This is a genomic window from Saccharicrinis aurantiacus (assembly GCF_947489045.1).
GTDB lineage: Bacteria > Bacteroidota > Bacteroidia > Bacteroidales > Marinilabiliaceae > Saccharicrinis > Saccharicrinis aurantiacus.
Genome location: NZ_CANLCN010000014.1, coordinates 1 through 25831, shown reverse-complemented (window position 1 = coordinate 25831; position 25831 = coordinate 1). Strand labels below are relative to the sequence as shown.

General features: G+C 33.4%; 21 protein-coding genes and 2 tRNA genes. 13 read left to right on the top strand and 10 right to left on the bottom strand.

Annotation, left to right across the window (positions count from 1 at the left end):
* Positions 1 to 84 precede the first annotated feature (84 nt).
* The 5 genes from QMO11_RS15355 (at position 85) to QMO11_RS15335 (ending at position 8306) form a co-directional block, all read left to right on the top strand.
* Positions 85 to 2409, top strand: a complete 2325-nt coding sequence (locus QMO11_RS15355; RefSeq protein WP_282038093.1) for a glucosamine-6-phosphate isomerase — start codon at positions 85 to 87, stop codon at positions 2407 to 2409.
* A gap of 413 nt (positions 2410 to 2822) precedes the next feature.
* A complete protein-coding gene (locus QMO11_RS15350; protein ID WP_282038092.1) occupies positions 2823 to 3665 on the top strand; it encodes an ROK family protein in 843 nt (280 codons plus the stop codon).
* Positions 3666 to 3675: 10 nt separating this feature from the next.
* Positions 3676 to 5955, top strand: coding sequence for a family 20 glycosylhydrolase (locus tag QMO11_RS15345; protein ID WP_282038091.1), 2280 nt, complete (start codon positions 3676 to 3678; stop codon positions 5953 to 5955).
* Positions 5956 to 6028: 73 nt separating this feature from the next.
* Positions 6029 to 7111: an acyltransferase family protein gene (locus QMO11_RS15340; protein ID WP_282038090.1), complete on the top strand. Its 1083-nt coding sequence runs from the start codon at positions 6029 to 6031 to the stop codon at positions 7109 to 7111.
* A gap of 91 nt (positions 7112 to 7202) precedes the next feature.
* Positions 7203 to 8306, top strand: a complete 1104-nt coding sequence (locus QMO11_RS15335) for an aldose epimerase family protein (RefSeq protein ID WP_282038089.1) — start codon at positions 7203 to 7205, stop codon at positions 8304 to 8306.
* Between the two features lie 111 nt (positions 8307 to 8417).
* Here QMO11_RS15335 and QMO11_RS15330 read toward each other — a convergent pair whose 3' ends face one another.
* From QMO11_RS15330 to sppA, 3 genes are all read right to left on the bottom strand, one after another.
* Entirely contained in the window at positions 8418 to 9230 is an 813-nt protein-coding gene (locus tag QMO11_RS15330) for a purine-nucleoside phosphorylase (RefSeq protein WP_068472233.1), read from the bottom strand.
* On the bottom strand, positions 9202 to 10278 hold the full coding sequence (gene lpxK, locus QMO11_RS15325; protein WP_282038088.1) for a tetraacyldisaccharide 4'-kinase: 1077 nt from the start codon (positions 10276 to 10278) through the stop codon (positions 9202 to 9204). The genes QMO11_RS15330 and lpxK overlap by 29 nt, the downstream gene beginning before the upstream one ends.
* 80 nt (positions 10279 to 10358) lie before the next feature.
* Positions 10359 to 12128: a signal peptide peptidase SppA gene (gene sppA / locus QMO11_RS15320; protein WP_282038087.1), complete on the bottom strand. Its 1770-nt coding sequence runs from the start codon at positions 12126 to 12128 to the stop codon at positions 10359 to 10361.
* 129 nt (positions 12129 to 12257) lie between these two features.
* Between sppA and folK the strand changes: the two genes are divergently transcribed.
* On the top strand, positions 12258 to 12746 hold the full coding sequence (gene folK, locus QMO11_RS15315) for a 2-amino-4-hydroxy-6-hydroxymethyldihydropteridine diphosphokinase (protein WP_282038086.1): 489 nt from the start codon (positions 12258 to 12260) through the stop codon (positions 12744 to 12746).
* Positions 12747 to 12798: 52 nt separating this feature from the next.
* Here folK and upp read toward each other — a convergent pair whose 3' ends face one another.
* On the bottom strand, positions 12799 to 13452 hold the full coding sequence (upp, locus tag QMO11_RS15310; protein ID WP_282038085.1) for a uracil phosphoribosyltransferase: 654 nt from the start codon (positions 13450 to 13452) through the stop codon (positions 12799 to 12801).
* 22 nt (positions 13453 to 13474) lie between these two features.
* Positions 13475 to 14578 (bottom strand): DegT/DnrJ/EryC1/StrS family aminotransferase, encoded by a 1104-nt coding sequence (locus QMO11_RS15305; RefSeq protein WP_282038084.1) that lies wholly within the window; start codon positions 14576 to 14578, stop codon positions 13475 to 13477.
* 102 nt (positions 14579 to 14680) lie between these two features.
* On the opposite strand from QMO11_RS15305, the gene QMO11_RS15300 reads away from it, so the two are divergent.
* The 3 genes from QMO11_RS15300 to QMO11_RS15290 are packed head-to-tail and all read left to right on the top strand — an operon-like array spanning position 14681 to position 16443.
* Positions 14681 to 15091, top strand: a complete 411-nt coding sequence (locus QMO11_RS15300; protein ID WP_282038083.1) for a sugar 3,4-ketoisomerase — start codon at positions 14681 to 14683, stop codon at positions 15089 to 15091.
* Complete coding sequence (locus tag QMO11_RS15295; RefSeq protein WP_282038082.1) at positions 15092 to 15499, top strand: sugar 3,4-ketoisomerase; 408 nt, start codon at positions 15092 to 15094, stop codon at positions 15497 to 15499. It abuts the gene before it with no gap.
* A complete protein-coding gene (locus QMO11_RS15290) occupies positions 15496 to 16443 on the top strand; it encodes a hypothetical protein (protein WP_282038081.1) in 948 nt (315 codons plus the stop codon). The genes QMO11_RS15295 and QMO11_RS15290 overlap by 4 nt, the downstream gene beginning before the upstream one ends.
* Positions 16444 to 16448: 5 nt before the next feature.
* Here QMO11_RS15290 and QMO11_RS15285 read toward each other — a convergent pair whose 3' ends face one another.
* Entirely contained in the window at positions 16449 to 18242 is a 1794-nt protein-coding gene (locus tag QMO11_RS15285) for a hypothetical protein (protein WP_282038080.1), read from the bottom strand.
* Between the two features lie 236 nt (positions 18243 to 18478).
* Between QMO11_RS15285 and QMO11_RS15280 the strand changes: the two genes are divergently transcribed.
* Positions 18479 to 20224, top strand: coding sequence for a hypothetical protein (locus tag QMO11_RS15280; RefSeq protein ID WP_282038079.1), 1746 nt, complete (start codon positions 18479 to 18481; stop codon positions 20222 to 20224).
* 391 nt (positions 20225 to 20615) lie between these two features.
* Positions 20616 to 21557 carry a hypothetical protein gene (locus QMO11_RS15275; protein ID WP_282038078.1) on the top strand — a complete coding sequence of 314 codons (942 nt, stop codon included), beginning with the start codon at positions 20616 to 20618 and terminating at the stop codon, positions 21555 to 21557.
* On the opposite strand, the gene QMO11_RS15270 is transcribed toward QMO11_RS15275, so the two are convergent.
* A complete protein-coding gene (locus QMO11_RS15270) occupies positions 21550 to 22491 on the bottom strand; it encodes a glycosyltransferase family 2 protein (RefSeq protein WP_282038077.1) in 942 nt (313 codons plus the stop codon). The genes QMO11_RS15275 and QMO11_RS15270 overlap by 8 nt on opposite strands.
* Before the next feature lie 117 nt (positions 22492 to 22608).
* On the opposite strand from QMO11_RS15270, the gene QMO11_RS15265 reads away from it, so the two are divergent.
* Together QMO11_RS15265 and QMO11_RS15260 are read left to right on the top strand one after the other, a co-directional pair.
* On the top strand, positions 22609 to 23877 hold the full coding sequence (locus QMO11_RS15265) for an O-antigen translocase (RefSeq protein ID WP_282038076.1): 1269 nt from the start codon (positions 22609 to 22611) through the stop codon (positions 23875 to 23877).
* A 13-nt stretch (positions 23878 to 23890) separates the two neighbouring features.
* Positions 23891 to 24784: a glycosyltransferase family 8 protein gene (locus QMO11_RS15260; protein ID WP_282038075.1), complete on the top strand. Its 894-nt coding sequence runs from the start codon at positions 23891 to 23893 to the stop codon at positions 24782 to 24784.
* Here the strand turns inward: QMO11_RS15260 and radC are convergent.
* The 3 genes from radC to QMO11_RS15245 all read right to left on the bottom strand — a co-directional run bounded on the left by radC (position 24781) and on the right by QMO11_RS15245 (position 25830).
* The gene (gene radC, locus QMO11_RS15255; protein WP_282038074.1) at positions 24781 to 25476 is read right to left on the bottom strand and encodes a RadC family protein; all 696 of its coding nucleotides are present in this window, start codon (positions 25474 to 25476) and stop codon (positions 24781 to 24783) included. The two genes, QMO11_RS15260 and radC, sit on opposite strands and share 4 nt — an antisense overlap.
* Before the next feature lie 105 nt (positions 25477 to 25581).
* Positions 25582 to 25653 (bottom strand) — tRNA-Glu (locus tag QMO11_RS15250).
* Between the two features lie 105 nt (positions 25654 to 25758).
* Positions 25759 to 25830 (bottom strand) — tRNA-Glu (locus tag QMO11_RS15245).
* Position 25831 lies beyond the last annotated feature (1 nt).

Below are 25831 nucleotides of genomic sequence, written 5' to 3'. Positions count from 1 at the left end.
AACCAAGCTAACCTTTTAATCAAAGTGAAGCCAAGCAATGGAATTGGCAGTAATCATCTGTTCGTCAGATTAAATACAAGTACCATGAATTTAGATAGATTTTCCGAAGTAGAAAAAAGATTTGTAGAGTTGTCAGGAATTAAAACATCAACAACTAAGATACCATATGTAATGGTAGATAACTTTCCGAAACTTGGTTTTTTAACTGCACTACGATTCTTGGAGTGGGTGAGTGAAAATCCGGAAGGTGTTATCAGTTTACCGACAGGTAAAACGCCAGAATATTTTATTAAGTGGACCCAATACTTACTCGAAAATTGGGACAATGCAAAGGGCAAAAAAATAAGAACAGAGTACAACGTTAAAGCCACCAAAAGGCCAAACTTAAGTAAGTTACATTTTGTGCAGATAGATGAGTTTTACCCAATCACATCTACACAAAAAAATAGTTTCTATCATTATGTGAACGAGTATTATATAAAGGGTTTCGGCTTAAACCCCGATAATGCTTTACTCATTAATTGCGATGCTATTCCGCTTGCGAATGGAAAAACATTTTCTGAGGTATTTCCAGATAGTATAGTAGATTTATCATTACGCTATCGCGATGCAAAAACGCTTAAAGAAAAGGAGCAGCAGCAATCTATCTTTTTAATTGACGATTGGTGTGTGGGGTACGAAAATAAGATTCGAGAAAAAGGTGGTATCGGATTTTTCTTAGGCGGAATAGGACCCGATGGACACATTGCTTTTAATACAAGAGGGGCAGATCATTTTTCGACTACCCGATTAACAAAAACAAATTTTGAGACTCAGGCACAGGCCGCTGGTGACCTTGGGGGTATAGAGGTATCAAAAAACCGTTTGGTAATCACCATCGGCCTTGAGTCTATAATTTATAATAAAGATGCTGTGGCACTCATTTTTGCAGCGGGAGAGGCAAAAGCTCCTGTGGTTAAAAATGCATTAGAGAGTGCACCTTCAGTATTGTATCCTGCAACTGTTCTACAAGGACTTAAAAATAGCAGGTTTTACATTACGAAAAGCGCAGGGGTGAAGCTAGCCGATAGTATTGATGCTTATTACAGAACGGGAGAATGGACTTTAGAAAAAACGGAACGTGCCATTATCGATTTATGCCGCAGAATTGACAAGTTTGGACCAAAATTAGAGCTTTCTGATTTAAAAGCTGATCCATACTGTAGTCTTATACCTAATCTTTCTTTAGATACCGTTCAAGAAGTGATTGAGTTGGTTCAGGGTAAAATAGAAAAAGGTTTGCAAAAGGAACAGAATCAAAGTTTTTATCATACTGGTCCTCATCACGATGACATTCAGTTAGGAATTCAGCCGCATGTAAATCGTATTTTGCGTGACTCATCTAACAGATCTGTATTCTCGGTTTTAACATCCGGTTTTACCGCAGTAACCAATAGTTTTGTAACAGAAACACTCGATAATATTAAAGTTCTATTGGATCAGGATAGAATTCAGATGATCAACTTTCCTGATTTCTTTCAATCAGGTTACAAGCATAAATGGGATAAGGATGTGTATCACTTCCTATTGAATGTGGCTTCTGAGGATACCTTAGAGCGAGTGCGTGGACTTTGTCACAGAGTTGTGAGAGCCATCACCCAAATATGGGAAGTGAAAAATAAGGAAGAACTTAGAAATACCATCAATGCCATTTTAGCTAATATCAGAACTAGTTACGATGGACAAAAGAATCCGCCTAAAATTCAGAAGTTAAAGGGGATGATTCGTGAGTTTGAAGAAGAATTGGTTTGGGCACATTCAGGAGTTCAGGTTAAGAATGTTCGTCACCTTCGTTTGGGCTTTTACACAGGCGATATTTTTACAGAGCAACCCAACAGAGATAGGGATGTTGCGCCAATATTGGATGAATTTCGCAAAGAGAAACCAAGTGTAATTAGTTTGGCTTTAGATCCTGAAGGAAGTGGGCCAGATACCCATTATAAAGTATTGCAAGCTATTGCCGATGCCGTGAGATTGTGGAGTAAAGAAGAGGACTTGAGTAATCTGCGCATATGGGGATACCGTAATGTATGGTTTAAGTTTGCGCCATCAGAAAGTAATGTAATAGTTCCTGTGAGTCTAAATGCCTTGGATGTTTTGGATAAATCGTTTAGCGATTGTTATCTAAGTCAGGTAAATGCTTCATTCCCGAGTCCTGATTTTGATGGTAAGTTTAGTACTCTAGCCAAAAATATTTGGGTAGAACAGCTCCAAAGTATCCAGTATTTATTGGGTAAAGATTACTTCTATACCAACGAAAATCAGGCCATAAGGGCAGGTCATGGTTTAATTTTCTTTAAGGAAATGAGTGTAGAGGAGTTTTTGCTAGAAGCCAGAGAACTAGAGAAATCAATGGAAGGTATGGTATAGAAAAAAATAGAAGAGAATGATCTTTTGTGTGGTCGATGCAAAATTTTTAATAGTTACGAATTGGTGTTTGTAGATTTCTATTCAGAATATTTTGTATTGTAAATCATTTAAGATCACTAATGCTAGGGATAAATACACTATTTTACAACTAAAGTATTATTCATACACACTAGCTTATTATAAGTGTAACCTGTTGATTAATGCGCCTTAATCGCAGGTTACATTTTCTAAACTCAACAAAATCGTATTTGGAACACATAAAGAGGAATCTTTTTTATTGTTTTTATCGCAAATAATAAAAGAATAGATATTCATCTTTTATCTTAGTATTCCACTTAATCCATATGGTGTAATTAGCTTGTTAAAAAAGACTTGCTCATAGCATCAGATTTAAACAAACAAAAATAGTAATTATGGATACCGTATTAGGAATAGATATAGGCGGAACTTCAATTACCTGTGGTATTGTTGAAGGGAAGGAACTTAAAAATATATATAATAAACCAACCTATTCTCACTTAGATGCCGAAGGTGTATTTAGTAACTTATTAACTTGTATTGATGAGGTATTAAGTGATCAGGTAATCGCAATTGGCCTAGGAGTTCCAGGTTTAATTGACGAAGAAGAGGGGCGAATTCTGAATATCAATAATATCCCCTCGTGGAAGAATTTCCCTTTAAAACAGCGTTTGCAAGATCACTATAAACTACCAGTTTTTATTAATAACGATGCCAATTGTTTTGCTATAGGAACAAAGCATTTTGGAAAAGGACAAGATTATAAAAGTTTTATCGGTATTGTTTTAGGTACTGGTGTAGGCGGTGGTGTTATTGTAAACGATAAACTTCATAGCGGAGTGTTATGCAGTGCTGGCGAAGTTGGGTGTATGCCCTACTTAGATGGAGTATTTGAGGATTATTGCGGCAGTACTTTTTTTCCAAAGAAAAGTAATTTAACTGGTCAGCGATTGGCACAGCTTGCTGAAATTGGTGATGAGAAAGCCTTAAAAGTATTCCGTGAGTACGGACAACATATGGGTAAGTTAATTAGTAATTTAATATTTACCTTATCTCCAAATGCCTTCATTTTAGGTGGTTCAATAACACAATCCTTTCATTTGTTTGAACCGGGTATTAAATCTGTGATAGAGGATTTCCCCTTCAAGAGTGTCTCAGAAAAAATAGAAATTGTGCCTGATCATTTTGATAATATTGCCATTTTAGGTGCTGCCGGACTTTATTACAATTCACTATAAATACATTAATATGATAATACTGAATCATCGTTTTTTGCAATTTGTGAGTATTATATTACTTACGATAGTTTTTGTGGGCTGTTCTAATAATTCTAAAAAAGATCAAGCCATATCGCTCGTTCCATATCCTAATTCTTTAGAAATTGAAGAAGGACTGTTTGAAAGCAAAACTGTAAATATAAATTACAGTAAAGCTCCCGAATACAAGGATATTATTGAATTATTTATTCCGAAGATTGGTGAATTTCTAACAATAGATGAGGAAGCATCAGATGGCTCAATCAATATAATTGTTGATGAAAAACTACAAAAAGAGGCCTATCAACTAAACATACAGGGTGATCAAATAAGTATCGTAGCAGGCAATAAAAATGGGTTTATATACGCATTCACCACCTTGTTGCAGTTATTTGATCAGTATGCTGCTGAAGATGTAGCTATTCCATGCATGCATATTAACGATTCGCCACAATATAGTTGGCGTGGTATGCATCTCGATGTGAGCCGTCATTTTTTCGATATCACTTTTGTGAAGAAAATGTTGGATGCTATGGCACTTCATAAACTCAATGTTTTTCATTGGCATTTAACTGATGATCAGGGGTGGCGAATTGAAATAAATAAATATCCGGGTTTAACCGAAAAAGGTGCTTGGCGCGAGGAAACCATTATTGGTCATATGGCGGAACACCCCAAAAAGTATGATGGTGTAAAATATGGAGGTTATTATACGCAAGAGGAAATAAAGGAAGTAGTGGCTTATGCCGATGAGTTGGGCATTATGGTTTTGCCAGAGATTGAAATGCCCGGACATGCTGTTGCTGCAGCGCGTGCTTTTCCTAATTTAACCTGTACAGGCAAGCCTCAGCCATTTAATGAGTGGGGCGTAAGCGATGATGTTTTTTGCGCCGGTAATGAAAATACCTTCCATTTTTTACAAGATGTGATTGATGAGGTTATTGAATTATTCCCTTCAGAATATATTCATGTTGGTGGCGATGAGTGTCCTAAAACCAAATGGGAGACTTGCAAAAAATGTCAGGCTCGCATGAAAAAAGAGGGACTGCATGATGAAATGGAATTGCAAAGTTATTTTATCAAACGAATGGAGAAATACATTAGCTCAAAGGGCAAAAAGCTAATCGGATGGGATGAGATCCTTGAAGGCGGTTTAGCCGAAGGAGCTACAGTTATGTCGTGGCAAGGTGTTTCTGGCGGTGTTGAAGCAGCAAGTCATGGGCACGATGTAATTATTTGTCCGAATGCAGAAGTGTATCTCGATCATTATCAAAGTAATTATAACGAACCATTGGCTATTGCTGGTCTAACAACAATGGAAAGTATTTATAATTGGTCACCAATGCCCGATAGTTTGGATGCCAAATATAAACATCATGTATTAGGGGCGCAGGCTAATGTATGGACAGAATATATGCCTGCCAGCGAACAAGTTGAATATATGGTTTTTCCACGATTAAGTGCTTTGTCCGAAATGTTATGGACAAATGATGAGGTACAAAACTTTGATGCTTTTACAGCCAGGATGAACCAACATTATAAGCGTTTGGATGCATTGAATTTGAATTATCGAATTCCTTATCCCGAAGGTTTATTACCTGTAGATGTTTTAACTCCAGTTACGAATAACGTAGAGTTGCATGTGCCAATTGATGATGCTCAAATTTATTATACTACCGATGGAAGTGATCCGAAGAAGAGCGGTAAGCGATATGTTAATGAGTTGGTTTTTTCAGATGATAAACGAAATGCAATTGAATTTAAGTATGCTACAAAAATGCCCAATGGCCGATGGAGTAATTTAGCCTCCTCCTTAATATACAATAACGATAGATTTAAATCGTATACTGAGGCTGTTGAAACAGGTGTACTCAGCAAGGTAAAGGTGGGCGAATTTAGTTCAACTCAAATTAGTTTTGAAGAATGGAATCATACCAGAATTCAAGATGGAATTCGAGTATCGAAAAAAGCTCCCAAAAACTTTTTTGGTGAAGAGTTATACGGATATATCAAAGTTCCGGAATCAGGCGTTTATACTTTTACCTTGAGTTCTAACGATGGAAGTAAATTATGGATTCATGATAGAGAGATTATTGATAATGATGGTTTCTCATATGGCAGAACTCGCGAAGGCAAAGTTGCATTAGAAGCAGGGATGCATCCTTTTAAAATAATTCACTTTGTAGCAAAATATGGAAGCAACCTTGAGCTAACTGCCACTGCTCCTGATGGAACAATTATCAACTTCGATGGTAAGAATGTTTATCATTAAAAAATGATCACAAAAAAGGATTAGCTTATCATAGAATTCTATTTTAATCTAATCCTTTTACAAATGCGATGTTATGAAACGATTATTAGGTTTAGATGCTTTAAGAGGATTTACCGTTGCAGGTATGATATTGGTGAATGTTCCGGGTAGTTGGTCGCATGTATATGCCCCATTGCTACATGCTAAGTGGAACGGTTTAACGCTTGCTGATTTAGTTTTTCCATTCTTTATTTTTATAATGGGCGTTTCTATTGTGCTTGCCTTTTCAAAAATATTAGAGAAAGGCACCAGTAAGCAATTAATAATTACTAAGGTTATAAAACGGAGTATTACCATATTTGTCTTAGGCTTAATCCTAAATTTAATATCATATCGCTTTCAAGAGTTTCGTATTCCAGGGGTTTTACAGCGAATAGCCATCGTATATCTTACTGTTTCCTTATTGTATATATGCTGTAAAGTGCAGTTAATTTATATAATCGGAGGCATACTTTTAATTGGCTATTGGTTATTGATGGTTTTTGTGCCAATCCCGGGAGAACCCATAGCTTCTTTAGAACCTGTTACCAATTGGAGCAATTATATTGATAGTTTAGTAATTCCATTTAAAATGTATGGTGGTACATGGGATCCCGAGGGTTTGCTGAGTACATTACCAAGTATTGCATCTGCGATAGCGGGAGTATTTGTAGCTGAAATTATCCGTAAAAATAAGCTAACAATACAAGGTGTAAGATTAATGCTATTAAGTGGTTTGGCTTTTGCAACTATAGGGGGTGTTTGGGCATTTAGTTTTCCCGTTAATAAAAACTTGTGGAGTAGTTCATATGTGATGCTTACAGCAGGTATAGCAACACTTATATTGGCATTATTCATTTATATGATTGATATGAGACAGAAACAGAAGTGGGCGCAAGTAGGCCTGCATTTTGGAGCCAATGCTATTTCGGCCTATGTGTTACATTATTTGCTAATAATTCCACTGTCGTGGATTTCAATAAGCGGAAAGTCGATTCAAGAGTGGTTTATGTATGCGCTACCCAATATGGGATGTCCGCATAAATTAGCATCGTTTATATGGGCCATATCTTTTATAGTTATTTGCTATTTGCCAATACGACTGATGTATCAACGTAAGATTTTTATTAAAATTTAATAGCAATCGCTTTATTAAAAAAGATCCATTCATGTATTATATTTCTTCATTATAATATCTTTGAAACTCATTATTATCTAACAACTATTCTATGAGTTTTAAAAATATAGCATTAAGTCTATTGGCAAGCTTGTTACTTTTGGCTTGCAGCAATAAAAGAAATAGTATCTCCGAAAAACATTGGGGAGTTCATAATGGTAAAGCCGTTAAATTATATACGCTTACCAGTAAAACTGGGATGCAAGTAAAGATTACCAATTATGGTGCGATTGTTACCTCTATTATGGTGCCCGATAAAAATGGAAAACAAGGTGATGTTGTGCTAGGGTTCGATAATTTAGAACAATACATAGGTCCCAACCCATGTTTTGGTGCCACTATCGGAAGGGTTGCCAACAGAATAAAGGGTGCTAGTTTTACGATTGATAGTATCCGATATGATTTAACAAAAACAGAAGGTGATAATATATCACACGGAGCTCAAGAATTTAATAAAGCTGTTTGGGATGCTGAGGTAATTAAGGATGATAAGGGTGTAGGTTTAAGCATGCATTATTTCTCTCCAGATGGGAGTCATGGATTTCCGGGGAATGTTGATAGTTATGTAAGCTATATATTAGCAGATAGTGCTTTGGTGATCAAGTTTGAGGCCATTACCGATAAAGCAACCCATATTAATATGACCAATCATTCGTATTTCAATTTGGCAGGTACTGATAAAAATATCTACGATCATCAAGTGCAAATTAATGCGAAAGAGTATACTGCTATTGATGACGAGATTGTACCAACAGGAGAAATAAAATCGCTAAAGGGAACTGATTGGGATTTAAGCACAATGAAACCACTTGCTGAAAATATTCACAAGCTGAATTATAGAGGCTATCACTATAATTATGTACTTAATAAGGCTCCCCATTTATTGGCTAAGGTTATGGAGGTGCAAGAGCCAGTAAGCGGACGAACCATGCAAGTATACACAACACAGCCAGGTATCCAGTTTTATACAGGCAATGCCATATCTGAAAGCATTATTGGTAAATATGGGCACAAATATGGCATGCATTCAGCATTCTGTGTTGAAACGCAACATTTCCCGAATACACCAAATTGCTCTAATTTCCCTTCAACTTTAATTACTCCAGAAATGACTTATGATGAAACGGTGATCTATAAGTTCGGAATTATGGAATGAGATTAATTACCGATGTTCATGCTTATATATAGGGAGCTTAAATTATAGATAAAATAAAACCCGCTGCAAAAATAAATTGTAGCGGGTTTATATTTTGTAAGATAATAATCTTTACATCTGAGCTACTAACTCTTTCATCACCAAAGTCATCTTTGGTTGAGCTGCAGCCGCAACTTCTTGCACTTCTTCGTGTGATATTTCAACTATTTCTCCAGGAACACCTGAGTCAGTAATTATTGAAACTCCAAAACAAGTCATTCCCATATGTTTGGCTACAATAACCTCAGGAACAGTACTCATTCCAACAGCATCAGCACCTAAAATGCGGAACATTCTATATTCAGCAGGAGTTTCAAAAGTAGGGCCCGAAGTACCTACGTAAACACCTTCTTTAAGGTCTATATTATTTGCTTTCCCAATTTCAAAAGCCTTTTGAATTAAAGCTTTGTCATAGGGCTGACTCATATCTGGGAAACGAGGTCCTAGTTCATCAATGTTTTTACCAATTAAAGGATTGGTAGGGAACATGTTGATATGGTCGTTAATTATCATTACATCGCCCACAACAAAATCAGGATTTAAACCACCACTAGCATTACTTACCATTAGTGTTTCAATACCCATCAATTTCATTACACGCACAGGGAAGGTAACTTGATCCATTCCATAGCCCTCGTAAAAATGGAAACGCCCTTGCATTGCCATTATTTCTTTTCCTCCAAGCATTCCGAATATTAATCTTCCGTGGTGTCCTTCTACTGTTGATACAGGGAAGTTAGGAATGTCGGTATAATCGATAGTGCATTTAATATCAATTTCATCTACCAATCCACCTAAACCAGTTCCTAAAATAATACCAATTGAGGTATTGGTCTTAGAGGTTTCTTTAATGTACTTAACTGATTCTTTTATTTGATCTAACATAATTTAATATTTTATCTTTCAGATCTGATTCTTTATTGTTAATAATTTGTATTTCTATAGGTAAGCTATACATATTTTGAGCCAATTTTGAATTATTTGGTAAAAGTTCACCAAATCGAACAGCGTCTTTCTCGGTTGTTACAATAATGGCATTATCGCCCAAGGTATTTAATTGTTGCCCAATATTGTTAATATCTTTAGCCGAAAAGTTATGATGATCGCCAAACTGCATCAATTTAGTTTCTTTTGCAATTTGTGATACGTAATCAAACATTAGTTTTGGCTGTGCAATACCCGATACTAACAATACACTTTTATCTGTAATATTTATTGATTGTTTTTTATCCGCAAAAGCGGGATAAATATTTTTGTAACCAACGCAAGTGAAAAATATGCTTTGATTTGGGTTTAATGAGAGTTTGCGCTTATAATACTCTTGCTCAGCTATACTGATGTCTTGCGGGCACTTACTAACTATAATAATATTTGCTCGTTTTTTTCCTACGGGTAATTCGCGTAGCTCGCCAACAGGCATTAAATGGTCTTTCCAAAAAGGACGATTGTAGTCCATTACCAAAATGCTAAAACCGGGCTTTACGTAGCGATGTTGAAAAGCATCGTCCATTAGCAACACATCGCACTTGGTTTCTAATTTCATTAAAGCGTCTACTCCTATAACACGTTGCTCAGCAACCACTACCTGAACTTCAGGAAACTTGTTGTGCATTTGCATGGGCTCGTCGCCAATATCAGACGCGCTTGAAGAAGAATCCGCAATGACTAATCCTTTAGTTTTTCGTTTATATCCGCGGCTCAGAACTGATACGTTATAGGCATCTTTCAATAATCGCATAATCCATTCGGTATGCGGCGTTTTACCAGTTCCGCCAACGGTAATGTTACCTACAGAAATAATTGGCAGATCGTATTCTTTGGATCGAAAATTACCGATGCTAAAATCAAATAGTAAGTTACGAATAGATGTAACTAAACCATACAATATGGCAAAGGGTAATAGTAAATAACGCAGATGTTGAATAAACTTCACTATGGTTTTCTAATTAATAAGAAAGTCACAAAAGTACCTGTTTGCAGGTGTTTTGTGACTTTTCAAATATTACTTTATAGTTATCTTATTTCGATAGAGTAGGGCAGGCGAGCTTGAATTGGCTGAATTTCTTTAATTTGATTCATCAATTTAATCTCTTCGTAATTAACACCCAAAAACGTTTGTGCTGCAAATGCTTTTGCCTGCGCACCCATACCGCTAAATATTTCTTCGAAAGGTGATTTTTGCTCAGGTAATTCTTTAATTCTATACTTCTCTAAACCGGCTTTTTCTTTGGCAATTTCAATGGCAGTATCAATACCACCAAGTACGTCGACTAGGTTAATATGTGTGGCATTTTCACCACTCCAAACACGTCCTTGACCAATTTCATCAATGGCTTCGCTGCTTGTACTTCTTCCTTCAGCACATCGGCCAATAAATACCTTGTAGAATTTTTCAACTGAAGTTTGCATCATTGCTTTTTCATCCTTGCGCATCGCACGGTTAATCATTGGGAAATCGGCATACGTATTGGTTTTTACACCATCAAAAGTCATCCCAAGTTTATTGGTTAACAATTTCTCAGCATTCGGAATCATACCAAAAACTCCAATTGACCCGGTTAAAGTAACCGGACTAGCAACAATTGTATCGGCACAACATGCAATATAATAACCGCCTGAAGCTGCATAATCTCCCATGGAAACGATAACAGGTTTTACTTGCTGGCATAATTTTACTTCGCGCCAAATTACGTCAGATCCCATTCCTGATCCTCCTGGGGAATTGATGCGAAAGACAACGGCTTTAATACTTGAATCTCTTCGAGCTTTACGAATTGTTTTACTTAGTTTTTCAGAATTAATGCCATCATCAGAACCATCGTCAATACCACCTTCAGCATAAATTACAGCAATTTTATCTTTTGTAAAGCCTTTACTTTTCTTCTTCACTTTTGCCGATTTATAATCCGATAAGGATACTGAAGCTAGATCGTCGTTTAATTCTGTATCAGTTATTTTTTTTAATTCATCAAGTAATTGATCTTTATACCAAAGTCCATCCACCAATTTATTATCCAAAAGAATTTGGTTATCGTTGAACATAGATGAGTTATCGGCTAAACGATTTAGTGTTTCAATAGAAATACCTCTGGATTCGGAGATCTGCTCTTTCATATAATCCCAAATAGAACCGATGTAAACGCTCGTTTGCTTTTTAGACTCCTTACTCATATGATCTAACATAAAGGGTTCTACAGCAGATTTAAATTTACCATGCTTAAATATTTGCATCTCAACACCTAACTTTTCAAGAGATCCTTTAAAGAAAGTGCGCTGTGAGCTTAATCCTTTATATTCTAGCATTCCTTGTGGTGGCATATATACTTTATCGGCAACCGAAGAAAGATAATAGCCTGTTTGTGTATAAATTGGAGCAAAAGCGTATATAAATTTACCCGAATCTTTTACTGTTTTAAGAGCATTTCTGATTTCATCAATAGTTGCGATACCTGCTTGTGGAGTGCCACTTTCTATTACAATTCCTTTAATTCTATCATCGGTTGCAGCCTTCTTTAGGCTTTTTAAAATCTGATTTAATCCCAGTTGCGCTTCTCCGAAAGGAGATTCTCCAATTAATTGAGTAAATGGATCCTCGTTGACACGTTCTTTAATAACGGAGTTTAAATCAACTACCAAAATAGAATTATCCTCAACAGTTACTTCAGTATCACTACTGAGTGACGCAACAGTTAATATACCTAAGAAAAAGAAAAGAACTATAAACAAGGCTGTTACAATAGCTCCAATAGTGGTGAATAATAATCTTCTAAGAAATTTTAGCATAATAAGTTAAGTTATTAAATTATCTAACTACTCTTAATAAAAGCATTTAAGAGTGTATTGATTTAAGAAAAACATAAATTTGTACCGAAAGATACTTAATTATTCTGATTATTGATTTAACAATATTTTATGCATAGAGTCATTCTGCTATTGGGCGGTAATTTAGGCGATATAAAAACTACACTTAAACATGCCAGAGATTTATTATCAAATGAAATTGGTGATGTTATAAAACAATCGAAACTATACGAAAGTGAACCATGGGGATTTGAACATGCCCAAAATTTCTTAAATCAAGTAATTGAAATAAAAACGGCATTTTCAGCCAGAGAACTATTAGTTGCTACTCAAAATATTGAGAGAGAGTTAGGCCGCAAGCAAAAAACAAGCACGCATTACGAAGGGAGATTAATAGATATTGATATTCTTTTTTTTGATGATATAATTGTTGATGAGTCGGATTTAATAATTCCTCATCCTCGTTTACACGAGCGTTTGTTTACATTACTCCCGTTAAATGAATTGTGGTCGGATTTTAATCATCCGTTATTAAAAAAGAGTATTTCGGAATTAAGCGATGAGTGTGAGGATAATTGTTGGGCAAGAGAACTGAAATAAAAAAGGTTACAAACCCAATGTGCTTGTAACCTTAATATCTTTAGTTGTGTTATTAAAGTTTGCTTCCGTAGGCTAAATCACCTGCATCACCAATGCCAGGGATGATGTACTTTTTGTCGTTCAGTTCTTTATCCACTGCACCAACCCAAAGTGTAGTTTTATCACTAGGCATATTGTTTTTAACATATTCAACTCCTTCTTCGCTAGCAATAAGCGTAGCAATGTGAATGTGCTTTGGATTTCCTTTTGTTAATAAGGCTTTGTAAGCTAATTCAATAGAGGCACCACTAGCTAACATAGGATCGGTTAGTATTACTACTTTATCTTCAATTGAAGGAGAAGCTATATATTCAATATGAACATCGAAATCACCTTTCTCAGTGTACTTGCGATAAGCTGATACGAATGAATTTTCTGCATCATCGTAATAGTTAAGTACACCTTGGTGTAAAGGTAATCCGGCTCTTAATATGGTGGCAATAACTACCTTATCAGAGTATACAAACTCATGAGAAATACCAAGTGGTGTTTCAATATCAACGCTACGGTAATTTAGATCTTTACTAATCTCGTAGGCTAATATTTCGCCCATACGCTCAATGTTCTTTCTGAAACGCATTGGGTCTTTTTGAATGTTTTTATCTCTTATTTCCGCTACAAACTGGTTGAATAACGAATTTTGTTTGTTGAAAATATGGGTATCCATAAAATTTTATTTTGTTGATGTATTAAATTCTAAACTCATTAATGGCTTCGATAATATACGAAACATCCTTGTGGCTTAGGGATGGATAAATGGGTAAGCTTAATACTTGTTTATGAATTTTTTCGCTCAGTGGCAAAGATAAGTAATTATACTCAGACAAAGCCTCTTGCTTATGCGGAGGAATTGGATAATGTATCATACATCCAATTTCTTTTTCATTTAAATACTTAACTAATTGTTCTCGTTTGGTTGTTTGTATAACAAACAAATGCCATACGTGTTGCTCGTGTTTTTGAACAGCCGGTAAGGTAATAAGCGGGTTGGTAATTTCCGAAAGGTATTTGTTTGCAATCTCACGTCTTTGCTGATTCTCTTGATTAAGAAATTTAATTTTAGTACTTAATATAGCCGCCTGTATTTCGTCTAAACGTGAGTTAACTCCTGTGTATTTGTTTTCATACTTTTTATCAGAACCATAATTAGCTATTGCTTTTACGGTTGCAATTAATTCTGTATTGTTTGAAACTACAGCCCCACCATCACCAAGTGCACCAAGGTTTTTACCCGGGTAAAAGCTAAACCCTGCTGCATCGCCAAGCGCACCCGTTTTAACTCCCTTATATTTTGCACCAATGGCCTGTGCGTTATCTTCAATAAGTAATAAATTATATTTTTTTGCAATGTTTTGGATTTCAATAAAGTCGCTAACCTGACCGTATAAGTGCACCGCCAAAATAGCTTTCGTTTTTGGAGTAATGTCTTTTATAACTTGTTCAGGATTTAGGTTGTAATAGTTTTCATCAGGTTCAGAAAAAACAGGAATAAGCTTATTGTTAGTAATGGCTAGTACAGAGGCTATATAGGTGTTGGCTGGTACAATCACTTCATCACCATCCTTTAAGTTGCCCAATACTTTATAGGCATTGAAAATTAGCGTAAGGGCATCTAATCCATTGCCAACTCCTATGGCATGATTAGTACCAACAAATTCGGTTAATATTTTTTCGAATTGCCTACATTCTTCGCCTAAAATAAACCAGCCAGAATCAATCACCTCTTCCACGGCTTTCATCAATTCTGCTTTATGTAGTAGGTTTTGTTTCTTTAAATCTAAAAATGGTATCATCAAAAGACATAGTTTTAACGTAACTCTATTAGTTTTGTATCCGAAATTATAATAATATAATTTTGCCAGCGTTCAAAGATATAAAAGAACTCTTTACCTAATATGCAAAGCAACATCAAATACATAGAACTTCCGAAAATAAAGGATCTGAGGGGGAATCTTACCTTCTTAGAAGATCATAATCAAATCCCTTTTAAAATAGAACGTGTATATTGGATTTATGATGTGCCTGGCGGCGAGGCGAGGGGAGAGCATGCTTTTAGAAGCACTACCGAATTAATTATTCCTTTGGCAGGAGGATTTACGGTGGAAACACAAGAGGGAAATATTAAAAGCTCATTTGAGCTAAATGAAACCAACAAAGGAATCTTAATTCCACCTATGACTTGGCGCAAAATAACGAGCTTCATATCCAACAGTGTATGTCTTATTGTTACAGATAGCAAGTATAATGAGGACGATTATATTAGAGATTTTGAAGAGTATGTTGAATCTTATAAGGAGCTTGTTTAGATGAAGTATACCATTGACGATTGCACCATAATCGAGATCCCTAAAAATCATTCTGATAGAGGTTCTTTATCCGTTGTTGAATCCAACAATTCTATTCCTTTTGAAATAAAAAGAGTGTATTTCACTTATGATATTCCTTCGGGTGCAGAAAGAGGTGGACATGCGCATAAAAATCTTTTCCAACTGATTGTTGCTGCCAGTGGTAGTTTTAATGTACTAGTTGATGATGGAGTTAATTCTAAGGAATTATTCTTGAATAATCCATCCAAAGGTTTAATAGTCACACCAGGTATTTGGCGTGAGATTAATAATTTTAGCGCCGGTGGCATTGTATTGGTTATGGCTTCTGAGTTATATGATGACGGCGATTATTATAGAAACTATTCTGAATTTAAGGGGTTAAAATGATAGAAGTTGTTAGATATACCAGTGATAAAAAAGAAGAGTGGGATGATTTTGTTGGGAAGTCTGATATACCTGTTTTTATGTTTTATCGTGATTATATGGAATATCATAAGGATAGGTTTGTTGATTATTCCCTTCTTGTTTACGAAAACACTAAATTAAAAGCAATTTTACCTGCACATGTAAATAAAGATCAACTTGTAAGTCATGGTGGCTTAACCTTTGGTGGTATAATAAAAAATTCAAAAGTTACTTATTTACAGACTGTCAATTACCTAAATCAGATTAACCTCTATGCTCACAATAATTTTCTAAAAACAGTATATATTAAGTTAACACCTTCCATCTATTCAGAAACATCAGATCAATCACTATCTTATATTTTGCAGAGAAATAAACTTCCGCATTCAGATCTAAAATTGAGTACATGTATCAATACCAAACATCATAATTTTCCGAAAAGTAGTATTGAAAAACGAAAATTAAACCTAAAACATTTTAATCTAGGCATTTCTGATAAGTATGAGGAATTTTGGAAAATCTTAACTGATAACCTCAAAAAGATTCATAATACGAAACCCGTTCATACCATAAATGAGATATTATATTTACAGCGACTATTTCCTAAAAATATACTCTTATACACTGTTATAAATAAGGAAACTAAAGAGATAAATGCAGGAGCGGTATTATATAAATTTAAAAATGTTCTTAAACTTCAATATTTATCAGCTAGTGAAGAAGGACGAAAAAATAGAGCGTCCCATGCATTATACTATAGTTTTATAAATCATTTTAAAAACGAGGTTGATTATATCGATCTTGGGAATTGCATGGAAGACAAAAACGAGATAAATACAAGCCTACTATATATTAAGGAGCGGTTTGGTGCAAAGGTATACCCAATGTGCGAATATGAGATCTCCTCAAGTTCTGTGTGCATATAGCAGTTTTATCTACAAAATTTCCGGTAGAACCTATTAATTATTTGAAGCAGGTTAAGAAAAGCTAATAAAGAAACAAATAATAGTGACAAAGTAGTAATCCAATTAGCCCATTTCTGGCGTTCTGATATCTCAAACTTATATTTAGAATACCCTGTAAATTTATTGGCCTCAATTATCTGGCTCGATGAAAAATGCTCCCCGAGTTGAAGGTTGTTTTCTTTTGGAAAAACATATGATACTGGATTCTTAATATTTAATTTATTATTCTTGTCGATAAGCATAACATCACCTACTCGAAGATTGAGTTGAGGAAATTCCTCTAACTTATATCCAAAAATAGATTCCTCAGGATATAACTGAGAAACTCCAGCTATAAATAAATCATTCCCTTGAACCTTACTTCCATTTAATATAACCGATTTATCAATAGACAATATTTTAGGAGTCAATTTATTTAGTTGCTTATAATTCTCTGAAAGGACTTTAGGGTTATAAGGTTCTTGGTGATAGTTAGATGTTCTCAAACATAGAAAACTTAAAGAAATAACTACCATTATTAATCCTATAGCAATCTTTCGTTCTCTCAAATAAAACCAATCAATTTTATGAAATAATAAACAGCTAAAGGTTATTAATATCGGGATATAAAGTGATATCCAACGTATTAAAGTGGAACTGTTTTTTAGGTATGGCGTCCCCTTTAAAATAGTATTCCAAGAAGTACTATAGTAATTAAGTATTAGCGGAAGGCTCAATATTATTAATAGTAATATTATATTATAAAATACATTAATATTAATTTTATGCCGATTATGTCGGATAATGAAATATGTTCCTAATAGAATTAGCACAAACGGAACAATTGTTACTCCATAAGTATATTCGTGAGATCCCAAATTAAAGGATTTGTTTGTCATCAGAACATTAGCAAACTTAGTTGGGCCTCTAAAAAGTAAAGAGCTGATGATAATGACTAAAAGCCCAATAAACGATGGATACCCTGGCAAGGTATAAAAATCACGAGGAAAAAAACTAAGAAAACTTAATGAAGCATTTAACTGTGCTGCAGATATCATTAACCCAAGTATAACTACAAAGAATAGCTTAATGATAAAATACCTTTGATTAATAGTAGACTTGCCTGATAAATAATATAACAAAAATAAGGCGACAATACACAATATCATTATTGGCAATAAATGTATGTTCCCGCTATATATTGAATAAGCAATTAATAGGCCCCCAATTACTACATCCTTAATATAGTTTTTTTTTAACGTCTTATTAAATAACACTATCGCCAATAGAGGTATCAACATAAATGAATGATAAGTTAAATGACCAACAATCATCCTTACCAAATAAAATCCATTAAACAAAAACATCGTTCCTCCTAATAAGGCTACATAACTATCTACGTTATAGAAACGACTTAATAACCTATAAAACCCAATAAATCCAAGAAAACCAAATAGAAGTATAGTTAACTTAATACTTAAAAGAGGCTCAAAGTAAAACGACAAAAATTGGGGAACAGAATAATACATTGATTGAGGATTAGGAAATTTAGGTAATCCTCCTCCAAAGGATGGTGTAAACCAAGGGACTTCAAAAATTCCGTTACACTTATACCAATATACCCCATCCAATAAATAAGGATAAAAAAGACTGTAATCATGTCCAATGCATCCATTAATATTTGGAAAATAAGCTCCAAAAATAAAATAAAAACAAAGAACTATAATTAACCCATAAATTGTAACAAGTAGATTTTTACAGTATTTTTTATCTTTCCACATTATTTATGTTGGTTTATGCTTTCTTATAAGAAGTTTATTCTAGACACTAGCAATCTTTTATCAACTTTGTATAGTGCAAACTGGTTGTAATACTTGTCTTATTATGTGTTAAGATGAAATTTAAACATTCTGATAAGAATCAATTAAAAAGCAAATCATAATACCTTATCTTATGACAAAAGTACTATTTTTACGTGATTTTTCTTACAAAATACTTTACAATATACACATCTACTATGTTAATTAAAGATTATAAGAATAAATTCTATACATTTCTTAGTATCTGCCTTTATTACTTCGTAGCAATGTTTCAGGGGGTAGATGTTTGTGACGAAGGCTTTGCGTTAAGCTCATATCAACAAATATTTAATTGCCCTGAATCAATAGAGTACAATATGCTGTTTTGGCTAACAACCGTACTAGGAGGATTATGGCATACTCTATTTCCTGATGGTGGTATTATTAGTTTCAGGATATTAGGTGCAACTACTCTTCTACTTACTTCTATAATATCATATAAAACCCTTAAAGAATATCTACCTATCAAATATGTTCTATTAAGTATTCTAATGATTGTAGTGAGTGATGGCTTTGCTGATGTCTCATTCAACTATAACTTCGTAACAGGCTTAGTTTCTGTAATAACATTATTCCTTTTTTATAAGGGGTTAATTCAACAAAAGAAATTATTTTTATTCATTGCTGGTATAACGACTAGCCTATGTTTATTTACAAGCCTACCAGCTATTACTTTAGCCGCAATATTCCTAGTCATTCCTTTTTTTCAAATTATAAACTCAGAAATAAAAACAGCTAACACATTACGCAACCTTGTATTCTATCTATTAGGAATAGTATTAGGCACTACTCTAGTTCTTATAATAATTAAGATTCTTGGACATTGGGAAATATTTACTCGTGCCATATACCTACTTAGCTCACATTCTAGTTCACCTGACAGTAACCACAACTTAGCGACATTACTTATTAAGTTTATTAAAGATTATCTAAGAGTTATATATTTTGCCTTAACATTAATTTCAGGTTCCATATTTTTCCTTATAGCTAGAAATCAATTAAAAGGACAGGTATTGAAAATTACTTGTGATATTATAGCGTTTTTATTCTTCGCTGTTTTACTTCATAGGGGAGTCATATACACATTATATGCGATGTGTATTTTGGGTTGTGTATCAGTTATTATTAATAAATCTTACAACCATCAATATAGAGTTATTGCATTTGGAGCTTTAATTACGGCAATTATACTACCATTAGGTACAGATCCTGGAATTCATAGCATAGGTTATGCTTCAATCTGGATGAGTCTTCCTTTTATTTTTATAGCTGTTAATAGTATAGATAAATTTTCTATTTGCATTAATCTCAATAAAATACCATTTACGATTAATATTAATAAAGGTAAAATCTCTCATCTAACTAATGTATATCTGCTTTCCTATTTTCTATTTATGATTATTTCTGTTTTTAATGGCGCTTATTTTGATGACGGAAGTAGGTTAAAAAAAACGTTTATTATTGACTCTCCACTTGCTAACAGGGTATACACTACACAAAGCCGATCTATTATTATTAATACAGGACTCAATAAGCTTAAAGAAGTTGTTAGCCCTAACGATTATCTATTGGTATATGATAAACTACCATTGTTCCATTACCTGACTCAAACAAAACCTTACCTATATAATCCTTGGGTATGGGCATATGATAGCCCAAACTTTATAACCCAACTTGAGAGAGCTGAAAGAGAAATCTCAGTAAAACCTGTCGTATTAGTTCAAAAATACGAATCAATTATGTCCTTCTCTGAGCCGGTTAAAAATTATCTAGACCCATCTGCAGAAGACACCTATTTAAATAGAACAATTAACCACAAGGCATTATTGGACTTTTTAAGTAGAAATAATTATTTTATTCACTGGGAAAATGAATATTACACAATATATGTTGTCGATGAATAATCTGTGTTTTTTTACAAAAATTATGTAATCTTAGATTCCCAAAACTTCATATATTCCTTAACTACTATAATATAATCATGGTGTTATAAGGCGCACAACCTCTTGATGCAGGTATAATTTTATGCCAGAACGAAAATATTTTAAAGCTTCAATATTAGTAGTTAACGAAAATGGTAAAAAAAATAGAGTCTCTAATGGGATGTATTATTCTTAATTTTAGAATACCTTAATAAGGTAGATTATAGACCTTGGATCTAGTATGAATGAGAAGGCTAATATATATGAAAGCCGACTGTATATAAAAAAAGATTTGAAGCTATACATATTTCTGTAGCGATTTCTGCTTACGAATCTAGTTAGTAAATTAATGCAAACTGTAATATAATTGATGATGAATTTTGAAATAAGAGAATATAACCCATGCCTAAAGAAACAATGGGATAGCCTAATAATGGAATCTGATTTGCCTTCTTTCATGCTGTTGCGTGATTATTTAGAATACCACCAGTATAAGTATACTGAGTTATCACTAATGTATTATAAAAAGAATAAGCTAATTGCTGTTATCCCAGGTAATACTGTAAACAATACTTTTTATAGTCACCAATTCATAAGTTACGGTGGAATAATAGCTAAAAGAAATTGCTCTCTCTTTGATTTAGAAATTATTTATGAAGATTTAGAAGTTTACCTTTTAAAAAGAAAGATCACTAATATTCAAATTAAACTAGCTCCTTTTTACTATTACGAATCGCAATCTCAGGTTCAGGACTACATTTTAAGTAAAAAAAGAATCGATAATTTAAGCACTAAAATAGGGTGTTTTATTAATACATCTAAGCACATATTCCCCAAAAGTTCAATCGAGAAACGAAAACTAAACCTCGGCCTTTTTAATATTGGAGTTTCTGAAAATTACAGTGAATTTTGGACCGTATTAGATAAAAACCTTTGGGAGATGCATCAAACAAAACCAGTTCATAATATTGAAGAAATAACTAAACTAAAACAATTATTTCCTTCATTTATAAGTTTATTTACGATAAATGACAAAATAGATAACTCTATTCAATCTGGCTGTATTTTATTTAAGGAAAGAAATACACTTCGAATACCATACATTGCAACTTCAATAGAGGGTCGGAAAAATAGAGCAACACATGCCTTATACTATTCTATAGTAGAATATTATAAGAATAGTTTTGGGTATATTGATTTTGGAAATATTAATACAGAGGAGAGAATAAATCGAGGGTTATTAAACATGAAAGAACGCTTTGGAGCCTCTATTTATAAATCCTCTATTTACACATACAACACATACTTTAACTAAAAATCTTAGCTAATCTTAGCTTTAATAACGTAAGCATAATAAATCTATCAAAATGAAAAGAATTTAACCTTGCGTAATAATACTTAAAACTGCGTAGGTCATTCGCCTTAAAGAAAATGTATGTATACATAATTGCTTCCCTTTGCTCAAAACCTTTAACTACCTCAGGTAATTTTAGGTCACCATCAGTTAAAAAAGATTTCGATAATTCTACAACTTTATTATCATAGGATATGATATCTTCAGTTTTTTTAAAATGGCTTACTGAATATTTATTTCTTCGATAGCAAACTGTGGAAATATTAATATATCCTACCTTATGATTTCTACTTAGAGTAAGTAATTCTGGTGAATCTTCAATAAAGTAATATTCATCCTCAAATTTATCTATTAAATCACTTGTATCAATAATTGATTTACGATAACATATAGTAACTGAATTAATAGTATTATTGGTAGCTATATCATAAAAAGCATTTCCCTTAATGACTTGACTCTTTTTAAGTACATTTTTTTTATACTGTCGTTGAAATCTCTTTTTATACATATACAATTCATCAAACTGCGTATGTACAACACTATAATCAGGATTGGCTTTAAGAAAATCAACTTGCATTTGTAGTTTATTATTATGAATCCAAAAATCGTCGCCACCACAGAATGCTAAATACTCCCCTTTTGCAGTACGCAAACAATTTGCATAATTTCTAACCAAACCTAGATTTTCTTTGTTATTAATAAAAATAATATTAGAATGTTTGCTTGCATACTTTTGAATCAATTTTTCGGAGTGATCTTGACTACAATCATTTGCAATAATAAACTCGAAATTAAAGTTCGTTTTCTGCATTAAAACAGATTCAATCATTTGTTCGAGATATTCTTCTTGATTATAGACTAAGGCAATTACAGAAACGACAATAGACTCTTCCATCATAATATTTTTATACACTTAGGTATGTGTGCTGATTTAGTGAAATTGATTATTTAATAGAATGTGTCGCGAATATATTTTAATATCTTCGCAAAAAAAAATATTAATTTCTCATCCTTGTTTATAAAAAGATTCATAAAAAGATTAGCAAACAATAAGTTATTAAATACATCACTTAAGAATTCTATACAAGTAGTGGTTAAATTTATTGTGGGTATTCTAAATATTAAGATTGTTGCTTTAATTATTGAACCTACCGGTATGGCACTTGTTAGCCAATTTCAGAATTTTTTACTTTTAGGGAGCAATTTAACTAGCATTGGGCTAAATAATGGTATTGTAAAATATATCTCACAATATCAATACTCTGTCAATAGGAAACAAATTATATTCTCTACTTCACTTGTTGCAACCATCGTATCTTCTTTTATTTTTGGATTATGTGCTATTATCTTTGCAACAAATATTTGTGAATTCCTTTTTGATTCTAAACTATATAAAAGTATTATACAATCATCAGGTTTATACTTTTTATTTACATCATTAGTTAATCTATATTTATCTTTTTTGAATGGTAGCCAGAATCTTAGATCTTTTATTAAGTATAATATCTTAACTAGTATTTCTAGCTTTATTACCGGGGTTGTATCTGTGTATTTTTGGGGACTAATAGGATTGTTATGGGGGCAAATTTTGCTCTCTGTTGTTCCAATGATACTTATTATTCGACATATCAGCAAAGTGTCTATGTTTGAAGGCTCCCCCTTTTCGTTTTATATACTAAGGAGATTAGCTAACTATAGTTTAATGGCTATTGTTAGTGGGACGCTTAGTCCAATGGCCCAATCTGTTATACGTAAAATTATAGCTGAAGAACAATCATGGCATGTTGCAGGATTGTGGGATGGAATAAACAAAGTTAGCAATAACTATATATCTCTTGTAACCTTATCATTTACTTACTATTTTCTTCCAAGCTTTTCTCAGTTAACAACAGTCCCTCAGGTTCGCAAAGAAGTGTATAAATCAGTTATTACTTTAGTTCCTATTCTACTTATTGGTGCTGGAAGTATATTTTTGTTTAGAAATACCATAATATCGTTTCTGTTTAGCAATGAATTTAAAGAAATGAATTCACTTTTTATGTGTCAAACAGTTGGTGACTTTTTTAAAGTTTTAAGTTGGGTAATTGGCTTCTTATTTATTGCAAGAGAAAATACGAAGTTATTTGTATTTACAGAAATTGCCTCATTGCTATTGATGATTATAATAGCCAAATTGCTTATTCCTTACCATAATTTGCCTGTTAATATGTATTATCTAATCGATAATATTATTTACTTTACAATTATGATAGTAAGTTTTAATATAGTCTATAGAAATTAATTAAAATACATTAATGAATATTCCAATCGTATTTTCTTTTAATAATAATTACTGTGTAAAAGCCGGTGTAGCAATCACTTCACTGCTTAGTAATGCCAATAGTAATATCTCCTATGACATATATATATTATATTCTAGTTCAAGATTGAGTAATGATAATAAAGTTTTAATAAATCGATTGTCTGAAGAGTTTAATAATTGTGAGATATCCTTTATCGATGTAAAAGGTGCTTTTGGGAATGAATATGAGGTTAGAAATGTTACTATAGATAGTTATTATAGATTACTAATACCAGAGTTGCTACATCAAATTCCTAAGGTAATATATTGCGATGTAGATACCATAATAGATAGAGATATCACAGATATCTTTACCTTGGATATCTCTAAATACTTAATTGCCGGAGTAAAGGAGTTTCCGTCAAGTTGTAAGAAATCTATTGCACGATACCTTACCAATATAAGTATTAATCCTAGAGAATATATAAATGCCGGGGTACTTATTTTTAATAATGCGATGATCAATAGAAATCCCAATTATAATTCTATTGTTATGAATATGCGTGGACAGAAATTTAGATTCCAGGATCAAGATATTATTAATATTATTTTTAAAGGTAGGATTTGTTTTTTGCCGAGTAGTTTTAATTATTCATCTGGTAGTATCGAACAATGTATTAAAATTAAAGACCCCCATATAATACATTTTATTCTTAAAAAACCGTGGGATCAACCTAAGGTATTTGGCGATTTATGGTGGCAGTATTATAAGAATTCTATATTCTATGATGAAGACTATTATCAAACATATCTTGTTCAGAATAGTATAGATATAGATAGGCATATTAGAATTGGAAGAATTCTTAAGAAATTTGGATTATATAGAATATTAGACTGGTTAAATTAAACTTCCCCCTCATCACTAAAGCTATAATACCCATTATCAGTAACAATAATATGATCCAACACCGGAATATCCATCACCTTGCCAGTTTCTTTTAATTTATTGGTTATGGTTTTATCCTGATGGCTAGGTTGCGTATTTCCCGAAGGGTGATTATGACACAGGATTATGGAGCTTGCCAACTGATCTAAGGCCGTTTTCATAATTAGGCGGGTATCAATTACGGTTCCGGATATTCCACCTTGGCTAATTTTGTTCGTTGATATAACTCTATTAGCTCTGTTTAAAGTAATAATCCAAAACTCCTCATGGGGGAGATCTGCTAAAATGGGGTGCATTAATTCATACACATCATTGCTCGAAGTAACTTGGGGTTTTACGCGAATCTCACTTTGTTTACGGCGCTTTCCAAGCTCAAGAGCTGCTACTATCGAAATTGCTTTCGCTTCTCCAATTCCTTTAAAATTACTCTGAAGGTATTCAATCGACTGTTTTCCAAGTTCGTTTAAATTATTATCAACAGACTGTAAGATACGTTTTGATAATTCTACTGCTGATTCATCACGGTTTCCAGATCCAATTAGTATGGCAATTAATTCAGCATTTGAAAGGCTTGTAATTCCTTTTGCAATTAGTTTTTCGCGTGGGCGATCTTCTACAGCCCAACTTTTTATGCTTAGCTTTTGATATTTCATTTAAGGTTAAAGATTAGTAAATCATCAAGATATAAAACTAATACGATTCCCTCAAAAACTATGGCATAAAAAAAGCTTCCATGAATGTATCATGAAAGCTTTATGTAGTCCGTAGGGGAATCGAACCCCTGTTACCAGGATGAAAACCTGGCGTCCTAACCCCTAGACGAACGGACCGAACAACTGTATTTCAGTTTTTATTTACATCTATTAATTAGATTAATAGACATTACAATTCCAATATAAAAAATCCTATAACTTATATAGAATTCATTATGTATGTAGTCCGTAGGGGAATCGAACCCCTGTTACCAGGATGAAAACCTGGCGTCCTAACCCCTAGACGAACGGACCG

Coding starts and splice junctions, on each gene's coding strand:
- QMO11_RS15275 (WP_282038078.1), top strand. CDS start 20,616: ATGAATTTTGAAATAAGAGAATATAACCCATGCCTAAAGAAACAATGG.
- QMO11_RS15305 (WP_282038084.1), bottom strand. CDS start 14,578: ATGATACCATTTTTAGATTTAAAGAAACAAAACCTACTACATAAAGCA.
- QMO11_RS15260 (WP_282038075.1), top strand. CDS start 23,891: ATGAATATTCCAATCGTATTTTCTTTTAATAATAATTACTGTGTAAAA.
- QMO11_RS15290 (WP_282038081.1), top strand. CDS start 15,496: ATGATAGAAGTTGTTAGATATACCAGTGATAAAAAAGAAGAGTGGGAT.
- QMO11_RS15345 (WP_282038091.1), top strand. CDS start 3,676: ATGATAATACTGAATCATCGTTTTTTGCAATTTGTGAGTATTATATTA.
- sppA (WP_282038087.1), bottom strand. CDS start 12,128: ATGCTAAAATTTCTTAGAAGATTATTATTCACCACTATTGGAGCTATT.
- QMO11_RS15295 (WP_282038082.1), top strand. CDS start 15,092: ATGAAGTATACCATTGACGATTGCACCATAATCGAGATCCCTAAAAAT.
- QMO11_RS15300 (WP_282038083.1), top strand. CDS start 14,681: ATGCAAAGCAACATCAAATACATAGAACTTCCGAAAATAAAGGATCTG.
- QMO11_RS15330 (WP_068472233.1), bottom strand. CDS start 9,230: ATGTTAGATCAAATAAAAGAATCAGTTAAGTACATTAAAGAAACCTCT.
- QMO11_RS15340 (WP_282038090.1), top strand. CDS start 6,029: ATGAAACGATTATTAGGTTTAGATGCTTTAAGAGGATTTACCGTTGCA.
- QMO11_RS15285 (WP_282038080.1), bottom strand. CDS start 18,242: ATGTGGAAAGATAAAAAATACTGTAAAAATCTACTTGTTACAATTTAT.
- upp (WP_282038085.1), bottom strand. CDS start 13,452: ATGGATACCCATATTTTCAACAAACAAAATTCGTTATTCAACCAGTTT.
- radC (WP_282038074.1), bottom strand. CDS start 25,476: ATGAAATATCAAAAGCTAAGCATAAAAAGTTGGGCTGTAGAAGATCGC.
- QMO11_RS15350 (WP_282038092.1), top strand. CDS start 2,823: ATGGATACCGTATTAGGAATAGATATAGGCGGAACTTCAATTACCTGT.
- QMO11_RS15355 (WP_282038093.1), top strand. CDS start 85: ATGAATTTAGATAGATTTTCCGAAGTAGAAAAAAGATTTGTAGAGTTG.
- folK (WP_282038086.1), top strand. CDS start 12,258: ATGCATAGAGTCATTCTGCTATTGGGCGGTAATTTAGGCGATATAAAA.
- QMO11_RS15270 (WP_282038077.1), bottom strand. CDS start 22,491: ATGGAAGAGTCTATTGTCGTTTCTGTAATTGCCTTAGTCTATAATCAA.
- QMO11_RS15335 (WP_282038089.1), top strand. CDS start 7,203: ATGAGTTTTAAAAATATAGCATTAAGTCTATTGGCAAGCTTGTTACTT.
- QMO11_RS15280 (WP_282038079.1), top strand. CDS start 18,479: ATGTTAATTAAAGATTATAAGAATAAATTCTATACATTTCTTAGTATC.